A 16,729-nucleotide genomic window follows, 5' to 3' on the forward strand; every position below is an offset into this window, starting at 1 on the left:
TGGGACCTGGGAGGCGCTGACCGACCCGACGCGGCGCACGATCGTCTAGCAGCTGGCCCGACGTGAGCTGACGGCCGGCGAGGTCGCGGCCCTCTTCGACGCGGCACGTCCGGGGATCTCGCGGCACCTGCGGGTGCTGCGCGAGGCCGGCGTCGTCGAGGCGGAGGCGGTCGGGCAGCGCCGGGTCTACCGGCTGGCGCCAGGCGCGCTCGACGAGGTCGAGCAGTGGTGTTCCGAGGTCCGTTCGTTCTGGGGGCAGCGACTCGACGCCCTCGACACCGAGATCGCCCGCGGAGCGCGGGCCCGACGACAGGGGCAGTGATGAGCGAGCTGGAGCAGGTGCTGGGACGGATCGAGCGGGTGGGCGAGTCGGTCGCCGTCGTCTTCGACCGGGGCTACGCGACGTCACCGGGCGACCTGTGGGAGGCGTGCACCCACCCCGAGCGTCTCGCCCGCTGGTTCGCCCCGGTGTCGGGAGAGCTGCGCCCGGGTGGCCGCTTCACGATCCACTTCGACGACGCCGATACCCCGACCTGCCGGGTCGTGACGTGCGAGCCGCCGGCGCGGCTCGTCTGGGAGTGGCCGCTCGGTGACGTCGCCACCCTCGTGACCGCTGAGGTGAGCGCCGACGGCCCAAGCGCCCGGCTGGTCCTGCGCCACGAGCGGCTGAGTGCCGGGCAGGCGCCGGGGTATGCCGCGGGCTGGGACACCTACGTGCGCCGCCTCGAGGCCGACCTGGCCGGCGACCCCCTGCCGGACTGGGACGCCACGTGGACGGCCCTGCACGCCCGGTACGCCGACCGAGTCTGAGCGGCCGGAGTTCCGAGGACCTTTCGCCTCCTCGTACGCGTTCGGTCGCCTCGGCAGTGGCAGACCGCGTACCAAGAGCCTTTTGCGGTCACGAAGGAACCAAGCACCGACGGGCCGTTGCCGTCAGTGACCTCGGGAGCGTTGCGTCCGTCGCTGGGAGCGGCATCGGCGGCGGGCAACGTGTGCTGGAAGGTCACGTTGCCCGAGAACCGCCCGCCGACGCTCCACGCCGCGAGCAGGGGCGGACGCAGCGGTCGCTGCCGACCCAGGGGCAGGTGATCGGTGTCAGGCGGGGGTGACGACGAGCGCGACCTGGCTGCCGCCGACGCGGGTGAGCACCAGCGTGGCCTCGGACCCGCCCCTGCCCCGGCCGGTCATCTTCAGCTGGCGCCGGAGCACGTCGGCATCGAGCGTGACCCCACGTTTCTTGATCGTCACCCGGTCGTGGCCGTGGTCGCGCAGCCAGCGCGCCAGTCGCTTCGTCGACAGCGGCATCGCCTCGACGACCCGGTAGCGCCGGGCCCACGGCAGGTCGCGGGACCGGTCGCTCGTGACGTAGCCGACCCCGGCGGCGAGCTCGGCGCCGTCCACCGCTGCGACGAGCGCGCCCGTCAGGCCGGCCCGGATGACGGCGCGGTCCGGCTCGTAGAGCCAGTCCTGCACGGCATCGAGCGAGGTCAGTCCCGCGACGCCGTCGCCCTCGGAGGCGTCGGCCTCGGTGACGACCGACGTCGAGGTCTCGGTGCACACGGCGGCGGTGCGGCCGGCCGTGGCCACGAGCGGGCCCCACCAGACCGCGCACTCGAGCACCTCGCCGTGCCACGACGTCCACTGCGCCTCAGCCCCGCGCGGCACCGATCCGTGCGGGAAGGCGGGGGAGAGCTTGGCGCCCGTGGCCGGGACCTGCTCGGCGAAGGCCCGCACCTGCGACCAGGACGGCGAGATGGCGTCGAGGGAGAAGACGCGCTTGGTGCGGCCGGTGATGTCGGCGACCCCCGTGACGCGGCGGGCGGGGTCGAGCCACAGGCCGAGGTGGCGTCGCCCCTCACCCTGCGGCAGGCGTACGTCCTCGGCGAGCGCGTGCGTCACCCGCGCCGACGGCCAGTGGCGCAGGTTCACGGCGGCGATGCGGGCGGTCGTGTCGTCCGCGTCCACCGCGTGCACGGTGAGGTCGAGCCCGGCGAAGGCCAGGGCGTCGGCACCGAGGCCGCAGCCGAGGTCGTAGACCTCGCGGACGCCGGCAGCGGCGTACCGGTGGGCGTGACGGGCCGCGATCGCGAGCCGCGTCGACTGCTCGAGGCCGTCCGGGGTGAAGAGCATGCCCGCGGCGAAGTCGCCGAACTTCTCCACGCCCCGCGCCCGCAGCCGCGACTGCGTCATCGCCGCGGCGACGAGGTCGGCGGCGAAGCCCGCATCGCGCAGGCGCCCCTGCAGGTGCAGCGACTCGCGCTCGTCGTAGGGCGGCAGCGACTGCAGCAGCGCCCAGCCCTCGCCCGCGGAGAGGCGGTCGACCATCGCGGCGTCCATGGCCTCATCCTGCCAGCGGACGCGACGAGCGCGACGCGCCGGTGAATCTGGCACTCGACTTGACCGAGTGCTAATGGCAAACCTAGATTTCTTCTTGTTGGCACTCTCGACCTGAAAGTGCCAGCGCCCTCCTCGAGGGAGGTCGACCCCCGCGACGGCGGCCAGCCTCGAAGAGCCCACAGTCCGTAGTCAGTTCCGACTGTCCCGAAGGGAAGGTCACCACCGTGTCGGTTTCCATCAAGCCGCTCGAAGACCGCATTGTCGTCAAGTCCCTCGAGGCCGAGCAGACCACTGCGTCCGGCCTCGTCATCCCGGACACGGCCAAGGAGAAGCCCCAGGAGGGCGAGGTCCTCGCTGTCGGCCCCGGCCGCTTCAACGACAACGGCACCGAGCGCGTCCCGCTCGACGTCAAGGTCGGCGACAAGGTCATCTACAGCAAGTACGGCGGCACCGAGGTCAAGTACGGCGGCGAGGAGTACCTCATCCTCTCCGCCCGCGACGTCCTCGCCATCGTCGGCTGACCCAGCCGTATGCCGTGAACGCACCCCGGTGAGCCCCGCTGGGGTCTCACCGGGGTGCGTCCCGTTTCACCCCGGCCCGCGCGGAACGAACGCGCGCGAGACCGGAACCACCCAGAACCGCCAAGCACCCCGAGCCAAAGGAACACCATGGCCAAGCAGCTGGAGTTCGACGACTCCGCCCGCAAGTCGCTCGAGCGCGGCGTCAACGCGCTCGCCAACGCCGTCAAGGTCACGCTGGGCCCGAAGGGCCGCAACGTCGTCATCGACAAGAAGTGGGGCGCCCCCACGATCACGAACGACGGCGTGACCATCGCCCGCGAGATCGAGCTCGAAGACCCCTACGAGAACCTCGGCGCCCAGCTCGCCAAGGAGGTCGCGACCAAGACCAACGACGTCGCCGGTGACGGCACGACGACCGCGACCGTGCTCGCCCAGGCCATGGTCAAGGAGGGCCTGCGCAACGTCGCCGCCGGCGCCGCTCCCGCCGCGCTCAAGCGCGGCATGGACAAGGCCGTCACCGCGGTCAACGACCAGCTCCTCGCCAACGCCCGCGAGGTCGACGGCAAGGACGAGATCGCCTCCGTCGCCACGCTCTCCGCCCAGGACGCCACCCTCGGCGGCCTCATCGGCGAGGCGTTCGACAAGGTCGGCAAGGACGGCGTCATCACCGTCGAGGAGTCCTCGACGACCGCCACCGAGCTCGAGTTCACCGAGGGCATGCAGTTCGACAAGGGCTACCTGTCGGCCTACTTCGTCACCGACACCGAGCGCATGGAGACCGTCCTCGAGGACGCCTACGTGCTCATCAACCAGGGCAAGATCTCCTCGGTCGCCGAGGTGCTCCCCGTCCTCGAGAAGGTCGTGCAGTCCGGCAAGCCGCTGCTCATCATCGCCGAGGACGTCGACGGCGAGGCCCTCTCGACGCTCGTCGTCAACAAGATCCGCGGCACGTTCAACGTCGCGGCCGTCAAGGCCCCCGGCTTCGGCGACCGCCGCAAGGCCATGCTCCAGGACATCGCCATCCTCACCGGTGGCCAGGTCATCGCGCCCGAGGTCGGGCTCAGCCTCGACCAGGCCGACCTGACCGTCCTCGGCCAGGCCCGCCGCGTCGTCCTCACCAAGGACAACACGACGATCATCGACGGCAACGGCGAGGAGGGCGAGGTCGCCGGCCGCGTCCACCAGATCAAGGCCGAGATCGAGCGCACCGACTCCGACTGGGACAAGGAGAAGCTCCAGGAGCGTCTCGCCAAGCTCGCCGGTGGCGTCTGCGTCATCAAGGTCGGCGCCCACACCGAGGTCGAGCTCAAGGAGAAGAAGCACCGCATCGAGGACGCCATCTCCGCGACGCGTGCTGCGATCGAGGAGGGCATCGTCGCCGGTGGCGGCACCGCCCTCATCCACGCCGCCTCCGCCATCGACGCGCTCGAGCTGAGCGGTGACGAGGCGACCGGTGCCTCCATCGTGCGCAAGGCCGTCGCCGAGCCGCTGCGCTGGATCGCCGAGAACGCCGGCCTCCAGGGCTACGTCGTGACCTCCAAGGTGGCCGAGCTGCCCCTCGGCCAGGGCCTCAACGCCGCCACGGGCGAGTACGGCGACCTCATCGCCGCCGGCGTCATCGACCCGGTCAAGGTCACGCGCTCCGCACTGCGCAACGCCGAGTCCATCGCGTCGATGATCCTCACGACCGACACGCTCGTCGTCGACAAGCCCGAGGACGAGCCGGAGGCCGGTGGCCACGGTCACGGCCACGGTCACTGAGCGACACCGACGAACACCGCCACACGGCATAAGGCAGGGGGCGCCTGAGGGCGCACCTTGCCGGTGCCGGGGCACGACAGCAAGGGCCGCTCCCTGGTGGGAGCGGCCCTTGCTGCTGCTCGACCTCCGCGACCCCGTCGTGACTCGCGGGTGGGTCGAGGGGCTGGGCGCCGCCGGCGACGTGTGCCGGCGGCCGTCAGGTGGTCACGACGCCTGCGGGATGCCGTCGTAGAGGACCTCGCGCTCGGACTCGGTCAGACCGCCCCAGACGCCGTAGGGCTCGCGGACCTCGAGGGCGTGCGAGCGGCACTGGGTCAGCACGGGGCACGCGCCGCACACGGCCTTGGCCTCGGCGTCACGGTTGCGGCGGCGTGGTCCACGCTCGCCCTCGGGGTGGAAGAAGACCTCGGGACTGACGCCTCGGCAGGCTCCGTCCAGCTGCCAGTCCCAGAGGTCGGCAACCGGTCCGGGCAGGCGGGTGATCTCGGCCATGAACTCGTCTCTCGGTGGGGCGGGGGTTGCCGCCGTGTCGTACCGGCCCGCTCGGTGCACGACGTGGTGGTGCGGGACCGCGGAATCGACGCTAACCGGGCACGCGATCACGGATAAAGAGCGGAATCTTAAGGACTTGTTCAAGAATTGCCATCCGGATGGCATGCTCGTCCTCGGAGGGAGACGCGACCGGTCGCTCGTGCGAAACGGGCGCATCGCACTAGCATGGGTCCGCTCCGGGCGAGGGTCGACCGGAGCGCTGACGATGGCGTCACCAGCACAGACGACAGTTCGGGGGGACGACGACTCTCATGGGTCTTGGGTGGTCCACACACACGGGCGTAACGCCCGGTGGTGTTGGCGCGATGGAGCGGATGGACGCTCCATCGCTTCGTGAGCTTGCGGCGCTCGCCGTGCGTGACTCCAACGCACGCGACGTCCTGCTGGCGCGCGTCAGGGACATGGCCCTGCGGTACTCCCGCGTCCGCCTCGGGCGCTTCGGCGCCGAGGACACTGCCCAGGACGTCGCTCAGGAGGTGTGCATGGCCGTCGTGACCGCCCTGCCGACCTACCAGGAGCGCGGGCTTCCCTTCGAGGCCTTCGTCTACACGATCACCTCCCGCAAGCTGGCCGACGCGCAGCGCGCCGCGATGCGGGGTCCGGCCCCGGTCGCCGACCTGCCCGACGGACCGGACGACGGGCCGTCCCCGGAGTCCGTGGCCGTCATGCGTGACGACGCCGCCACGGCCATGGCGCTCATGCAGCAGCTTCCCACGCAGCAGCGCGAGATCCTGACGCTGCGCGTCGCCGTGGGGATGAGCACCGACGAGACGGCGGCTGCGCTCGGCATGTCCGCCGGCGCGGTCCGCGTCGCCCAGCACCGGGCGCTGACCAAGCTGCGAGCGCTGCTCGCCCAGGCCGGGGCGGGTGACGTGGCGTGAACGACCTGTCTCCCATGAGCGACCTCATCGCCGACGACCTCTTCCTCGACCGCCTCGCCGGTCGGGTCGACGCCGGCTCGGACCCGCTGGCCGGCCTCCTCGGCGCTCTCGCCACCCAGGCGGACACGCCGCTGCCCTCGCGCACGGGTCGTCGTCGGGTCGCCAACAAGCACCGCTACTTCGGGGCGTTCGCCGCTCTCGCGGTGGCCGCCTCGGGCGCCGGTGTGGCCGCGGCGGTCACCCTTCCCTCCAACGGTCCGAGCCAGGCCGACCGGGCCCGCATCGTCAAGATGATGGACGACAGCGCCCGGAGCAGCGCGCCGAGCGCGCTGCTGAGCCGTCTCGGGCTCCCGCAGACCGTCGGCTCCGTGCAGGCGGCGGGGCTCGTCCTCGCACGTCGCGACGACGGCACCATCGTGCTGCTGCCCGCCGCCATGGTCACGGCGGGGCGGCCCAAGCCCGGAACCGGCCAGACCGAGGCGTCCGGCGCCACCGGCGCCGGCAACGGTCAGGGCGCCAACGGCCAGAACGGCAACGCCGCCACCGGCAACGGTCAGGGCAGCAACGGCCAGGGCGGCACCGGCGGCACCGTGGGCGCCGGTGGCACCACGACCGGACAGGGCGACCAGGGAAGCCAGGGGGCTCAGGGGGCTCAGGGGAGCCAGGGTGGCAGCACCCAGACCGGGACCCCCCAGGCGACCAACAACGGCAAGAAGCCCACCCCCGGGTCCAAGGGCGGCAAGAACTCCACCCCGACGCCGACGGGCACCACGACCAGCGAGGCCGTCGCGCCCCAGACGGCGCTGGCCCCGGCGACCAGCGGCACGTCCACCCCGACGGCCAAGGCTCGCGTGACCGGGTCGAGCCCGACGAACCCGCCGCGGGTCAAGGCGACCTCCAAGCCGACCCCCACGTCGACGCCCAGCACCACCAGCACCACCAGCACCACCAGCACCTCCGGCAGCGTGGACAGCGCGACGGCAGGCGCCGTGGACGCGGTCGGAGGGGTCGTCGACACGGCCGTCCCGGCGGTGGCCCGGACCATCGCCCCCGCCTCGCCCGCGAGCGGCAGCACCCCGTCCTGACACCCGTTCGGACGGGCTCTCGCGAGCCCGTAGAATCGGGCAATGAGCCTCGGATCGTCAGACGTGCCCGCTGCTTTCGCCCCGATGGGCCTGACGTACGACGACGTCCTGCTCCTGCCGGGCTACAGCGACCTCGCCCCCAACGACATCGACACCTCGACGCGCCTGACGCGTGAGCTGTCGATCAGGTCCCCGCTCATCTCGGCGGCGATGGACACCGTGACCGAGGCCCGCATGGCGATCGCCATGGCCCGCCAGGGCGGCCTCGGCGTGCTGCACCGCAACCTCTCCATCCAGGACCAGGCCTACCAGGTCGACCTCGTCAAGCGCACCCAGACCGGGATGATCTCCAACCCGATCACCATCGGCCCCGACCGCACCCTCGAGGAGCTCGACGCGATCTGCGGTGAGTACCGCGTGTCCGGCCTGCCGGTCATCGGCGAGGACAAGAAGCTCATCGGCATGGTGACCAACCGGGACCTGCGCTTCACGCCGGTCGCCGAGTGGGCCACGACTCTCGTGCGCGACGTCATGACGCCGATGCCGCTCATCACGGGTCCGGTCGGCATCACCCGTGACGAGGCGACGGCACTGCTGCGCCAGCACAAGCGCGAGCGCCTGCCGATCGTCGACGCCGACGGTCACCTGGCGGGGCTCATCACGGTCAAGGACTTCGTCAAGGGCGAGCAGTTCCCCGACGCGAGCAACGACGCCGACGGTCGCCTCATGGTGGGTGCCGCGATCGGCTACTTCGGCGACGCGTGGGAGCGGGCGACCACCCTCATCGAGGCCGGTGTCGACGTGCTCGTCGCCGACACCGCGCACGGCCACGTGCGGCTGCTCATCGAGATGGTGGCGCGCCTCAAGAGCGACCCGGCGACGCGTCACGTGCAGGTCATCGGCGGCAACGTCGCCACCCGCGAGGGCGCCCAGGCGTTCGTCGACGCAGGCGCCGACGCGGTCAAGGTCGGCGTGGGTCCGGGCTCGATCTGCACGACCCGCATCGTCACCGGCGTGGGCGCCCCGCAGATCACGGCGGTCCACGCGGCCGCGCAGGCCTGCAAGCCAGCCGGCGTCCCGGTGATCGCCGACGGTGGCCTGCAGTACTCCGGCGACATCGCCAAGGCCATCGTGGCCGGCGCCGACTCGGTCATGGTGGGCTCGCTGCTCGCCGGCTGCGAGGAGAGCCCCGGCGACCTGATCTTCGTCGCCGGCAAGCAGTTCAAGAGCTACCGCGGCATGGGGTCGCTCGGGGCGATGAGCTCGCGCGGCAAGAAGTCCTACTCCAAGGACCGCTACTTCCAGGCCGAGGTCGAGTCCGACGACATGATCGTCCCTGAGGGCATCGAGGGGCGCGTCGCCTACCGCGGGCCGCTCTCGGCCGTCGCCCACCAGATGCTCGGTGGCCTGCGCCAGTCGATGTTCTACGTCGGCGCGCGCACGGTGCCCGAGCTGCAGGACAAGGGCCAGTTCGTGCGCATCACCTCCGCGTCGCTCAAGGAGAGCCACCCGCACGACATCCAGGGCATCGTCGAGGCACCCAACTACACCGTGGGCTGACCGTCCTCCCGCGAACCACCCGATGGCGTATGCCGTCCCGCGGAGCCCGCGGGACGGCATACGTGCGCTCGTGGCCGGGTCGGTAGGATCGGCCGGTGACCGAGATCGAGATTGGCCGAGGCAAGCGCGGACGGCGCGCCTACTCCTTCGACGACATCGCCGTCGTGCCCTCGCGGCGCACGCGCGACCCCGAGGAGGTCTCGGTGTCGTGGCAGATCGACGCCTACCACTTCGACATCCCGGTCATGGCCGCCCCGATGGACTCGGTCGTCTCGCCCGAGACCGCCATCGCCCTCGGCAAGCTCGGCGCGCTGCCGGTCCTCGACCTCGAGGGTCTCTGGACGCGCTACGACGACCCGACTGCGCAGCTGGCCGAGATCGCGGCCCTCGACGACGCCGCCGCGACGGCGCGCATGCAGCAGATCTACGCCGAGCCGATCAAGCCCGAGCTCATCACCGAGCGCCTGCGCCAGCTGCGTGAGGCCGGCGTGACGGTGGCCGGTGCCCTGTCGCCGCAGCGCACCCAGCAGCACTGGAAGACCGTCGTCGAGGCCGGCGTCGACCTCTTCGTCATCCGCGGGACCACGGTGTCGGCCGAGCACGTGTCGGGCCGCGCCGAGCCGCTCAACCTCAAGCGTTTCATCTACGAGCTCGACGTGCCGGTCATCGTCGGCGGTGCGGCCACCTACACGGCGGCGCTGCACCTCATGCGCACCGGCGCGGCGGGCGTGCTCGTCGGCTTCGGTGGCGGAGCCGCGCACACGACGCGCACGGCCCTCGGCATCCACGCCCCGATGGCCTCGGCCGTCGCCGACGTCGCGGCGGCCCGCCGCGACTACCTCGACGAGTCGGGCGGCCGCTACGTCCACGTCATCGCCGATGGCGGCGTCGGCACCTCCGGCGACATCGTCAAGGCCGTCGCGTGCGGCGCCGACGCGGTCATGCTCGGTGCGGCCCTGGCGCGCGCGACCGACGCCCCCGGCGGCGGCTACCACTGGGGTCCTGAGGCTCACCACCAGCAGCTCCCGCGCGGCGAGCGCATCGCCCTCGGCGGGCAGGCCTCGCTCGAGGAGGTCCTCTTCGGACCGGGCCGCCAGGCCGACGGCGCGACCAACGTCATCGGTGCCCTGAAGCGCGCGATGGCCACGACCGGCTACTCCGACGTCAAGGAGTTCCAGCGCGTCGAGGTCGTCGTCTCGCCCTACCTCGGCAACTGAGCCCGGCCCCTCCGGGGCGCGTGTGGCGAAGGTTACTGCCGGTAGCCTGATGCGCCGGCGCTCCCTAGGGTGGGCACATGGAGTTCGACCACGACGTCGTCGTCATCGGGTCCGGCTTCGGCGGGTCCGTGGCCGCGCTGCGGCTCGCCGAGAAGGGCTACCGCGTCCACGTCTACGAGGCGGGGCGCCGCTTCGAGGACGAGGACTTCGCCCGGACGAGCTGGGACGTGCGCCGCTACCTGTGGGCGCCGAAGCTCGGAATGTTCGGCGTCCAGCGCATCCACCGGCTGCCGGACTGCCTCGTGCTCGCAGGCGCGGGCGTCGGCGGCGGGTCGCTCAACTACGCCAACACCCTCTACGTGCCGCCCACGCCGTTCTTCCGGGACCGGCAGTGGGGGCACATCACCGACTGGCAGGCCGAGCTGGCGCCGCACTACGCGACAGCGCAGCGGATGCTCGGCGTCACCGTCAACCCGTGCGACGGGCCGGTCGAGCAGCTGATGCGCGACACCGCGGCCGACCTCGGTGTCGGCGACACCTTCCGCAAGACGCCGGTCGGGGTCTTCTTCGGCGAGCCGGGCAAGCGGGTCCCCGACCCCTACTTCGGCGGCGACGGGCCGGCGCGCACCGGCTGCACCGAGTGCGGCAACTGCATGGTCGGATGCCGGGTCGGTGCCAAGAACACCCTCGTCAAGAACTACCTCGCCCTCGCGGAGCGACGCGGGGTCACCATCGAGCCGTTGCGCACCGTGACGCGCGTGCGCCCGCTCGACCCGGCTGCGCCGGAGGAGGGGTATGCCGTGACGACCGTGCGCAGCGGGTCGTGGGGTCGGCGCCGGGCGGGGGAGCGCACCGTCACCGCCGCGCAGGTGGTCGTCGCTGCGGGGGCCTGGGGCACGGCGCAGCTGCTGCAGGCGATGAAGGCCGAGCCCGAGGGGCAGGGGCTGCCACGTCTGTCGGACTCCCTCGGTGAGCTGACGCGCACCAACTCCGAGGCCCTGGGCGGGGCCATGACAGCCCGCGTGCCGGACGGGGTCGACCTGACCAAGGGCGTGGCGATCACGTCGAGCTTCCACGTCTCCGACACGACGCACGTCGAGAACTGCCGCTACGGCAAGGGCTCCAACCTCATGGGAGCACTCGCGGTCATGCAGGTCGACGGTGGCGGCGGCATACCCCGGTGGTTGCGTTTCGCCGGCGGCGCCGCCCGGCACCCGCTGGTGTTCGCCCGCTCGCTGTCGACCCGGCGCTGGAGCGAGCGCACGGTCATCGCCCTCGTCATGCAGACGAGCGACAACTCGATCAAGGTGCGGCGGCGGCGCGGGCTGCTCGGCTGGCACCTGACGTCGTCGCAGGGCCACGGCGAGCCCAACCCGACCTACATCCCCGAGGGCAACGTCGCGGTGCGCGCCATGGCGGAACGTCTCGAGCAGAGCACCGGCGAGCGGGCCTGGCCCGGGTCGTCGGTCGGCGAGGTCTTCGACATCCCCATGACGGCCCACTTCCTCGGCGGCGCGGTCATCTCCGACTCGCCCGAGCACGGCGTCATCGACCCCTACCAGCGCGTGTGGGGCTATCCCGGGCTGCACGTGCTCGACGGGTCGGCGGTCTCGGCCAACCTCGGCGTCAACCCGAGCCTGACGATCACCGCCCAGGCCGAGCGGGCCGTGTCGCTGTGGCCTGCCCTGGGCCAGGCCGACCGGCGGCCCGCACAGGGCGAGGCGTACCGGCTCGTCGACGCCTGAAGGCTGCCCGCCCGGGCCAGGTGACGTCGCGCGGGCGCCGGCCTGGCCCGGGGTGCCGACGTGCTGCCCCCGGCCACCCGCGGCGGGGCGGCCTCCGGTGCCGTAGGTGGACGGAGGGCGTCAGGCGACGGGCGTCAGGCGCAGGATGACGTTGCTCTTGTCGTCCGAGACGTAGATGCGGCCGGCGGCGTCGACGAGCAGACCCTGCGGCTCGACAAGTCCGGAGCGGGCCAGGACGGTGGAGGCGCCTCCGCTGAGCGACCAGCGGCGCACGTCGTGGTTGACGTGCCGGACGTCGGTCACGAGCAGGTTGCCGTGGCCGTCGAGCACGACGTCGTCGGGCATGCTGGCTCGGGCGACCCTGGTGTGGCTCCCTCCGGCGCCGAGACGCCACACGTCGCCGCCGCACTCGTCGGCGACGTAGACGGCGCCGTCGGGTCCGACCGCGGCACCGACCGGGTGCGCGAAGCCGCTCGACAGCCGGGTGCGGCCTGAGCCGTCCGGCTGCATCCGGTAGATGGTGCCGGTGACCGGGTCAGGCACGACGAGGGTGTGGGTCCCCGCGTCCCAGGCGATCCCGTCGACGCCTTCGTGGCAGGTGACCTTGACCGGTGTCCCGGGGAGCGCAGTCAGCACGTGCGGGCTGCTGGCCCCGGAGGCGTAGGCGAGCACGCGGTTCGTGTTCTCCTCCGCGACGACGAGGGTGCCGTCGGCGAGCAGCACCATGCCCTCGGGCCCGTCGAGGCCGCGGTGGATGACGGTGGCGGTGCCGCCTGGGTCGAGCCGGCTGATGGTCCCGTTGGTGTAGTCGCTGTAGAGCAGGCGACCCGAGGCGTCGAGCACGAGGTCGTCGGGGTGGTCGGCCCCGTGGTGGACGACAGCGGTCCGGTACGCCGTGGGCGCCGGGCCGGACCCGGTGGACGGCTGCGAGGCGCGCGGGCGGGGCGCGGCCGCAGTGGTCGTGGGCGAGCTGGCGGGCGTGCTCGTCGAGGGGGCGATGGACGGCCGGGCCGAGGTGGGTGGCGAGGCCGAGGTCGTCGCGCCGGCAGCGGTTGCCGGGGCCGACGTCGGCGCGGCCGGGCCCGTGCACGCGGCGAGAGCCACGCACGCACCGAGCACCGTGATGAGACGGGGGAGGCCGTTCATGGTCTGACGGTAGGCGCCGAGCCTGTGACGCATCGGGGAGAGCGTGCAGGATCGCCCGAGTCCGTCGACAGAGGGAGGGTGAGGCCGTCACCCCTCAGAGACGGCCCCACCCGGCGGTGCGGGCCTGCAACCGGTCGAGAAACAGCCCGGCACCGCGCTGCAAACGAGGCAGTCGGGACCGGGTTACGGGTCCTGTCGATTCTTTGCAGATCTCCTTGTCCGACTGCGGCTCTGTGACGACGGGGCCACCCGAGGGTGGGACGGCGGGGCCACTGCAGGGTGCGACGGCGGGGCCACTGGGGTGTGACGGCGGGGCCGCTCGACGTGGTGGTCGAGTGGCCCCGTCGTCACATCGTGGGTCAGCGAGCGGGCTGGGGCTCGTCGCGCCAGGAGCGCCACAGGGCGGCATACGCCCCGTCGGAGGCGAGCAGCTCCTCGTGCGACCCGATCTCGCTGATCCGGCCGTCCTCGACGACGCAGACCCGGTCGGCGTCGTGCGCAGTCATGAGCCGGTGCGCGATGGCGACGACGGTGCGTCCCTCGACGACGGCCGCCAGCGAGCGCTCGAGGTGCCGGGCGGCCCGAGGGTCGAGCAGCGACGTCGCCTCGTCGAGGACCAGCGTGTGCGGGTCGGCGAGGACGAGCCGAGCGAGCGCCAGCTGCTGCGCCTGCGGCTCGGTGAGCCGGTGGCCGCCGGAGCCGACCATGGTGTCGAGGCCGTCGGGCAGCCCGAGCGCCCAGCCGCGGGCGTCGACGGCCGTCAGCGCCTCGAGCAGCTGCTCTCGGGAGGCCTCCGGGCGCGCCAGGAGCAGGTTGTCCTCCAGCGATCCCACGAAGACGTGGTGCTCCTGCGTCACCAGGGCCACCTGCCCGCGCAGCTGGGCGAGCTCGAGGTCGACGAGGCGCACGCCGCCCACGTCGACGCGTCCCTCGCGGGGGCCGTCGATCCCGGCCATGAGCCGACCCAGCGTCGACTTGCCGGCGCCCGATGGGCCGACGATGGCGAGGCGCTCACCCGGCCGGAGGTCGAGCGAGACGCCGCGCAGCACGTCGCGGCCGGCGCGGTAGGAGTAGTGCACGTCCTCGACCTCGAGGTGGTCGTCCGCCGGCTCCTCGCCCGTCGCCGCGCGGTCGGCCGGCACGTCGGCGATGCCGATGACGCGCGCGAGGCTCGTCGCGCCGACCTGGATCTCGTCGAGCCAGGAGATGAGCTCGTCGAGGGGGCCGGCCATCTGCTGGACGTAGAGCGCCACCGCGGTGACGGTGCCCGCGGTCGCGAGGTCGCGCGAGATGAGGAAGCCGCCCCACAGCAGCGTCACCGCGACCGGCGCGAAGAAGGCGAACTCGACCGAGGGGAACCACCGCAGCCGCAGCTTCAACGTGTAGAGCTCGGCGTCGTAGCAGTCCCGCAGGGCATCGTCCATGCGACGGCGACGACGACCGCGCAGGCCGAGGGCGTCGACGGTGCGAGCGCCGTCGGCGGACTCGGTGACGACCCCGTTGAGGACGGCATACGTGGCTCGCTCACGCAGGTAGCCCTCGGGCGCGTGCCTCAGGTAGCGCCGGGTCGAGACCACCAGGATCGGCACGCCGACGACGATGGCCAGCGCGACCTGCCACCCGGTGAGGAACGCGGCGACGACGGTGATGGTCGTCGTGACGGCCCCGACGAAGATCGACGGGATGCCGAACCGGATGACGTGCGAGAGGGCCTCGACGTCGTTCGTCGTGCGGGAGACGAGGTCTCCGGTGCCGGCGCGCTCGACGGTCGACAGCGGCAGCTCGACGACGCGCTCCATGAACTGCTCGCGCAGCTCGGCGAAGATCGTCTCGCCCATGACGAACGAGGCCCGTCGGGCGAACCACGTGACAACCGTCTGCACGACGACGGCGCCGGCGATCCAGAGCGCGAGCCGGTCGACGACCTCGAGGGAGCGACCGTGGCTGATCTCGTCAACGAGCAGTCCGATGACGCGCGGCGCCACGAGCGCGGCGCAGGCGGCGACGGCGTGCAGGCCGATGACCGTCAGGAGGCTGCCACGGTGTCGACGGAGCAGCCCGCGGGTGTGCTCCTTGACCGACGTCATGTCGGCCACGGGAAGGGTGCGCGCGGACGGCGCGGGTGTCAGCGACATCAGTCCTCCTCTCCTCGGACGACGGTGCGTCGGTAGTCGGGAACGTCGACCATGAGCTCGCCGTGGGTGCCGGTCGCGGCGACCCTGCCCTCCCGCAGGAAGACGACGTGGTCGGCCTGGTCCAGGATCAGCGGGCTCGCCGACATGACGACGGTCGTGCGGCCGGCACGGGCCGCCGTCAGCCGACCGGCGATCCGGGCCTCGGTGTGGGCGTCGACGGCGCTCGTCGGCTCGACGAGCACCAGGGTGTCGGCATCCGTCAGCAGGGCGCGGGTGAGCGCGAGCCGCTGGCGCTGGCCACCGGAGAAGGCCCGACCGCGCTCCTCGACCTCGTTGTCGAGACCGCCCGGGAGAGCCTCGAGGACGTCCTCGCCGCTCGCCACGGCGAGAGCACCGAGCACCGTCTCGTCGTCGTGCTCGCCCCACGGGTCGAGCTCGTCGCGCAGGGTTCCGGTGAAGAGCCGCGGGTCGGTCTCGGAGACGACGATGCGCCGGCGCACCTCGGCGAGCGAGGCGTCCGCGAGGCGAGTGCCGTCGAGCCGCGCTTCGGTGCCGGCGGCGCCGAAGCGGCCGAGGCGGTCGGCGAGGGACGCCGAGTCCTCGGGCCGCGCCGACACGACGACGGTGAAGCGGCCCGGCTCGATGGTGACGCCGCTGCTCGGGTCGTGGAGTCGGGCCGGCCCGGTCGGCAGCGGCTTCGGGTCCGGCGTCTCGACGTCGTCCGGCTCGACGAGCAGGATCCTCGTCAGCTTGCGGGCGCCGATGTGGGCCCGCGTCGCCCGGTCGACCATCTCGGTCGCGGTGCGCAGCGGGATGACGAGGAAGGCCGTGTAGCCGTAGAACGCGACGAGCTGCCCCGCCGTGATCTCGCCGGCCACGGCGAAGCGCGCGCCGAGCCACACGACGACGAGGACGAAGAGGCCGGGCAGCAGCACCTGCGCGGAGTCGAGGGCGGCCTGGTAGCCGGCGACCCGGTTGCCCACGAGGCGCACGGACTGCGACTGGACGGCATACCGGCGCAGGAAGGTGTGCTCGCCGCCGATGCCGCCCAGGACGCGCAGGCCGGCGACGGTGTCGGCTCCGAGCCCGATGAGCTTGCCGGACTCCTCGCGCTGGGCGAGCTGGCGGGCCTGGAGCGGCCGGACGATGAAGGTGAGGCACGCGACGAGGACCGGGACCCCGATGAGGACGACGAGGCCGAGCGTCGTCGAGGCACCGAGCAGGATGAGGGCGACGACGACGTAGGACACGACGGCGCCGGCGAATCGCGCTGTCACGTCGTAGAGCCCACCGATGCGCATCGCGTCGGAGCTGACCGTGGCCACGACGTCGCCCGTCGGGACGGTGCGCGACAGAGCCTCTCCGGTGTCGGCCGCCTTGTGCCCGATGAGCTGCGCCGAGCGGAACGCCCCCTGCATCCAGTTGGCGACGGCATACCGGTGGCGCATGGCTCCGGACAGCGCGCTGACGACGACGAGGCCGACGAGGATGCCGCACCACAGCAGCAGCGAGCCGGAGTCGCCGCCGATGATGCCCTCGTCGATGGCCTTGCCCATCGCGGCCGGGAAGAGCGCCTGGCTGACGAGCCACACGATCCCGAAGGCGATGGCGAGGACGAGGGTGCGCCACTGGCCCCTGCCGACCCACCGGAGGTCTGCCGTCGGGCTGGTCAGGTCCGGGGTGCCGGGGTCGGCGTGGGGGAGCGGGATCACTTGGTTCATTTTACGTTCGGCGGGGTGGCGCCTCACGTGGTTTTCCGGTCGGGTCACCGCTCGACCGTAGGAGTTCG

General features: G+C 72.5%; 14 protein-coding genes. 9 read left to right on the top strand and 5 right to left on the bottom strand.

Features of this window, described 5'->3' with window-relative positions; genetic code table 11:
- Positions 1-52 precede the first annotated feature (52 nt).
- Both ABD297_RS18920 and ABD297_RS18925 read left to right on the top strand, forming a co-directional pair.
- Complete coding sequence (locus tag ABD297_RS18920) at positions 53-322, top strand: ArsR/SmtB family transcription factor (protein ID WP_344256698.1); 270 nt, start codon at positions 53-55, stop codon at positions 320-322.
- Positions 322-810, top strand: a complete 489-nt coding sequence (locus tag ABD297_RS18925; protein ID WP_344256646.1) for an SRPBCC family protein — start codon at positions 322-324, stop codon at positions 808-810. The genes ABD297_RS18920 and ABD297_RS18925 overlap by 1 nt, the downstream gene beginning before the upstream one ends.
- Before the next feature lie 285 nt (positions 811-1,095).
- On the opposite strand, the gene ABD297_RS18930 is transcribed toward ABD297_RS18925, so the two are convergent.
- Complete coding sequence (locus tag ABD297_RS18930; RefSeq protein ID WP_344256648.1) at positions 1,096-2,337, bottom strand: class I SAM-dependent methyltransferase; 1,242 nt, start codon at positions 2,335-2,337, stop codon at positions 1,096-1,098.
- 224 nt (positions 2,338-2,561) lie between these two features.
- Here ABD297_RS18930 and groES point away from each other — a divergent pair, with 224 nt between their 5' ends.
- Together groES and groL are read left to right on the top strand one after the other, a co-directional pair.
- Positions 2,562-2,858, top strand: coding sequence for a co-chaperone GroES (groES, locus tag ABD297_RS18935; protein WP_076259712.1), 297 nt, complete (start codon positions 2,562-2,564; stop codon positions 2,856-2,858).
- Positions 2,859-3,005: 147 nt separating this feature from the next.
- On the top strand, positions 3,006-4,619 hold the full coding sequence (gene groL / locus ABD297_RS18940) for a chaperonin GroEL (protein WP_344256650.1): 1,614 nt from the start codon (positions 3,006-3,008) through the stop codon (positions 4,617-4,619).
- Between the two features lie 204 nt (positions 4,620-4,823).
- Here the strand turns inward: groL and ABD297_RS18945 are convergent, their stop codons facing one another.
- Positions 4,824-5,111, bottom strand: a complete 288-nt coding sequence (locus ABD297_RS18945) for a WhiB family transcriptional regulator (protein WP_344256651.1) — start codon at positions 5,109-5,111, stop codon at positions 4,824-4,826.
- 374 nt (positions 5,112-5,485) lie between these two features.
- Between ABD297_RS18945 and ABD297_RS18950 the strand changes: the two genes are divergently transcribed.
- From ABD297_RS18950 to ABD297_RS18970, 5 genes are all read left to right on the top strand, one after another.
- Positions 5,486-6,052 carry a sigma-70 family RNA polymerase sigma factor gene (locus ABD297_RS18950; protein WP_344256652.1) on the top strand — a complete coding sequence of 189 codons (567 nt, stop codon included), beginning with the start codon at positions 5,486-5,488 and terminating at the stop codon, positions 6,050-6,052.
- A gap of 14 nt (positions 6,053-6,066) precedes the next feature.
- Entirely contained in the window at positions 6,067-7,137 is a 1,071-nt protein-coding gene (locus ABD297_RS18955; protein WP_344256653.1) for a hypothetical protein, read from the top strand.
- 42 nt (positions 7,138-7,179) lie between these two features.
- Positions 7,180-8,697 (top strand): IMP dehydrogenase, encoded by a 1,518-nt coding sequence (gene guaB / locus ABD297_RS18960; RefSeq protein WP_344256654.1) that lies wholly within the window; start codon positions 7,180-7,182, stop codon positions 8,695-8,697.
- A 95-nt stretch (positions 8,698-8,792) separates the two neighbouring features.
- Positions 8,793-9,914: a GuaB3 family IMP dehydrogenase-related protein gene (locus ABD297_RS18965; protein ID WP_344256655.1), complete on the top strand. Its 1,122-nt coding sequence runs from the start codon at positions 8,793-8,795 to the stop codon at positions 9,912-9,914.
- A gap of 77 nt (positions 9,915-9,991) precedes the next feature.
- Complete coding sequence (locus tag ABD297_RS18970) at positions 9,992-11,659, top strand: GMC oxidoreductase (RefSeq protein ID WP_344256656.1); 1,668 nt, start codon at positions 9,992-9,994, stop codon at positions 11,657-11,659.
- Positions 11,660-11,779: 120 nt separating this feature from the next.
- Here the strand turns inward: ABD297_RS18970 and ABD297_RS18975 are convergent, their stop codons facing one another.
- From ABD297_RS18975 to ABD297_RS18985, 3 genes are all read right to left on the bottom strand, one after another.
- The gene (locus ABD297_RS18975; protein ID WP_344256657.1) at positions 11,780-12,805 is read right to left on the bottom strand and encodes an SMP-30/gluconolactonase/LRE family protein; all 1,026 of its coding nucleotides are present in this window, start codon (positions 12,803-12,805) and stop codon (positions 11,780-11,782) included.
- Positions 12,806-13,164: 359 nt separating this feature from the next.
- Positions 13,165-14,940, bottom strand: coding sequence for an ABC transporter ATP-binding protein (locus ABD297_RS18980; RefSeq protein ID WP_344256659.1), 1,776 nt, complete (start codon positions 14,938-14,940; stop codon positions 13,165-13,167).
- Complete coding sequence (locus ABD297_RS18985; RefSeq protein ID WP_344256660.1) at positions 14,940-16,652, bottom strand: ABC transporter ATP-binding protein; 1,713 nt, start codon at positions 16,650-16,652, stop codon at positions 14,940-14,942. The genes ABD297_RS18980 and ABD297_RS18985 overlap by 1 nt, the downstream gene beginning before the upstream one ends.
- Between the last annotated feature and the right edge of the window lie 77 nt (positions 16,653-16,729).

It is taken from the genome of Terrabacter carboxydivorans (genome assembly GCF_039532035.1).
Lineage (GTDB): Bacteria > Actinomycetota > Actinomycetes > Actinomycetales > Dermatophilaceae > Terrabacter > Terrabacter carboxydivorans.

What these genes read in the sequence shown, in the direction of transcription:
- guaB (WP_344256654.1), top strand. Translation starts at nt 7,180, where the DNA reads ATGAGCCTCGGATCGTCAGACGTGCCCGCTGCTTTCGCCCCGATGGGC.
- ABD297_RS18980 (WP_344256659.1), bottom strand. Translation starts at nt 14,940, where the DNA reads ATGTCGCTGACACCCGCGCCGTCCGCGCGCACCCTTCCCGTGGCCGAC.
- groL (WP_344256650.1), top strand. Translation starts at nt 3,006, where the DNA reads ATGGCCAAGCAGCTGGAGTTCGACGACTCCGCCCGCAAGTCGCTCGAG.
- ABD297_RS18930 (WP_344256648.1), bottom strand. Translation starts at nt 2,337, where the DNA reads ATGGACGCCGCGATGGTCGACCGCCTCTCCGCGGGCGAGGGCTGGGCG.
- ABD297_RS18955 (WP_344256653.1), top strand. Translation starts at nt 6,067, where the DNA reads ATGAGCGACCTCATCGCCGACGACCTCTTCCTCGACCGCCTCGCCGGT.
- ABD297_RS18925 (WP_344256646.1), top strand. Translation starts at nt 322, where the DNA reads ATGAGCGAGCTGGAGCAGGTGCTGGGACGGATCGAGCGGGTGGGCGAG.
- ABD297_RS18950 (WP_344256652.1), top strand. Translation starts at nt 5,486, where the DNA reads ATGGACGCTCCATCGCTTCGTGAGCTTGCGGCGCTCGCCGTGCGTGAC.
- ABD297_RS18975 (WP_344256657.1), bottom strand. Translation starts at nt 12,805, where the DNA reads ATGAACGGCCTCCCCCGTCTCATCACGGTGCTCGGTGCGTGCGTGGCT.
- ABD297_RS18945 (WP_344256651.1), bottom strand. Translation starts at nt 5,111, where the DNA reads ATGGCCGAGATCACCCGCCTGCCCGGACCGGTTGCCGACCTCTGGGAC.
- ABD297_RS18970 (WP_344256656.1), top strand. Translation starts at nt 9,992, where the DNA reads ATGGAGTTCGACCACGACGTCGTCGTCATCGGGTCCGGCTTCGGCGGG.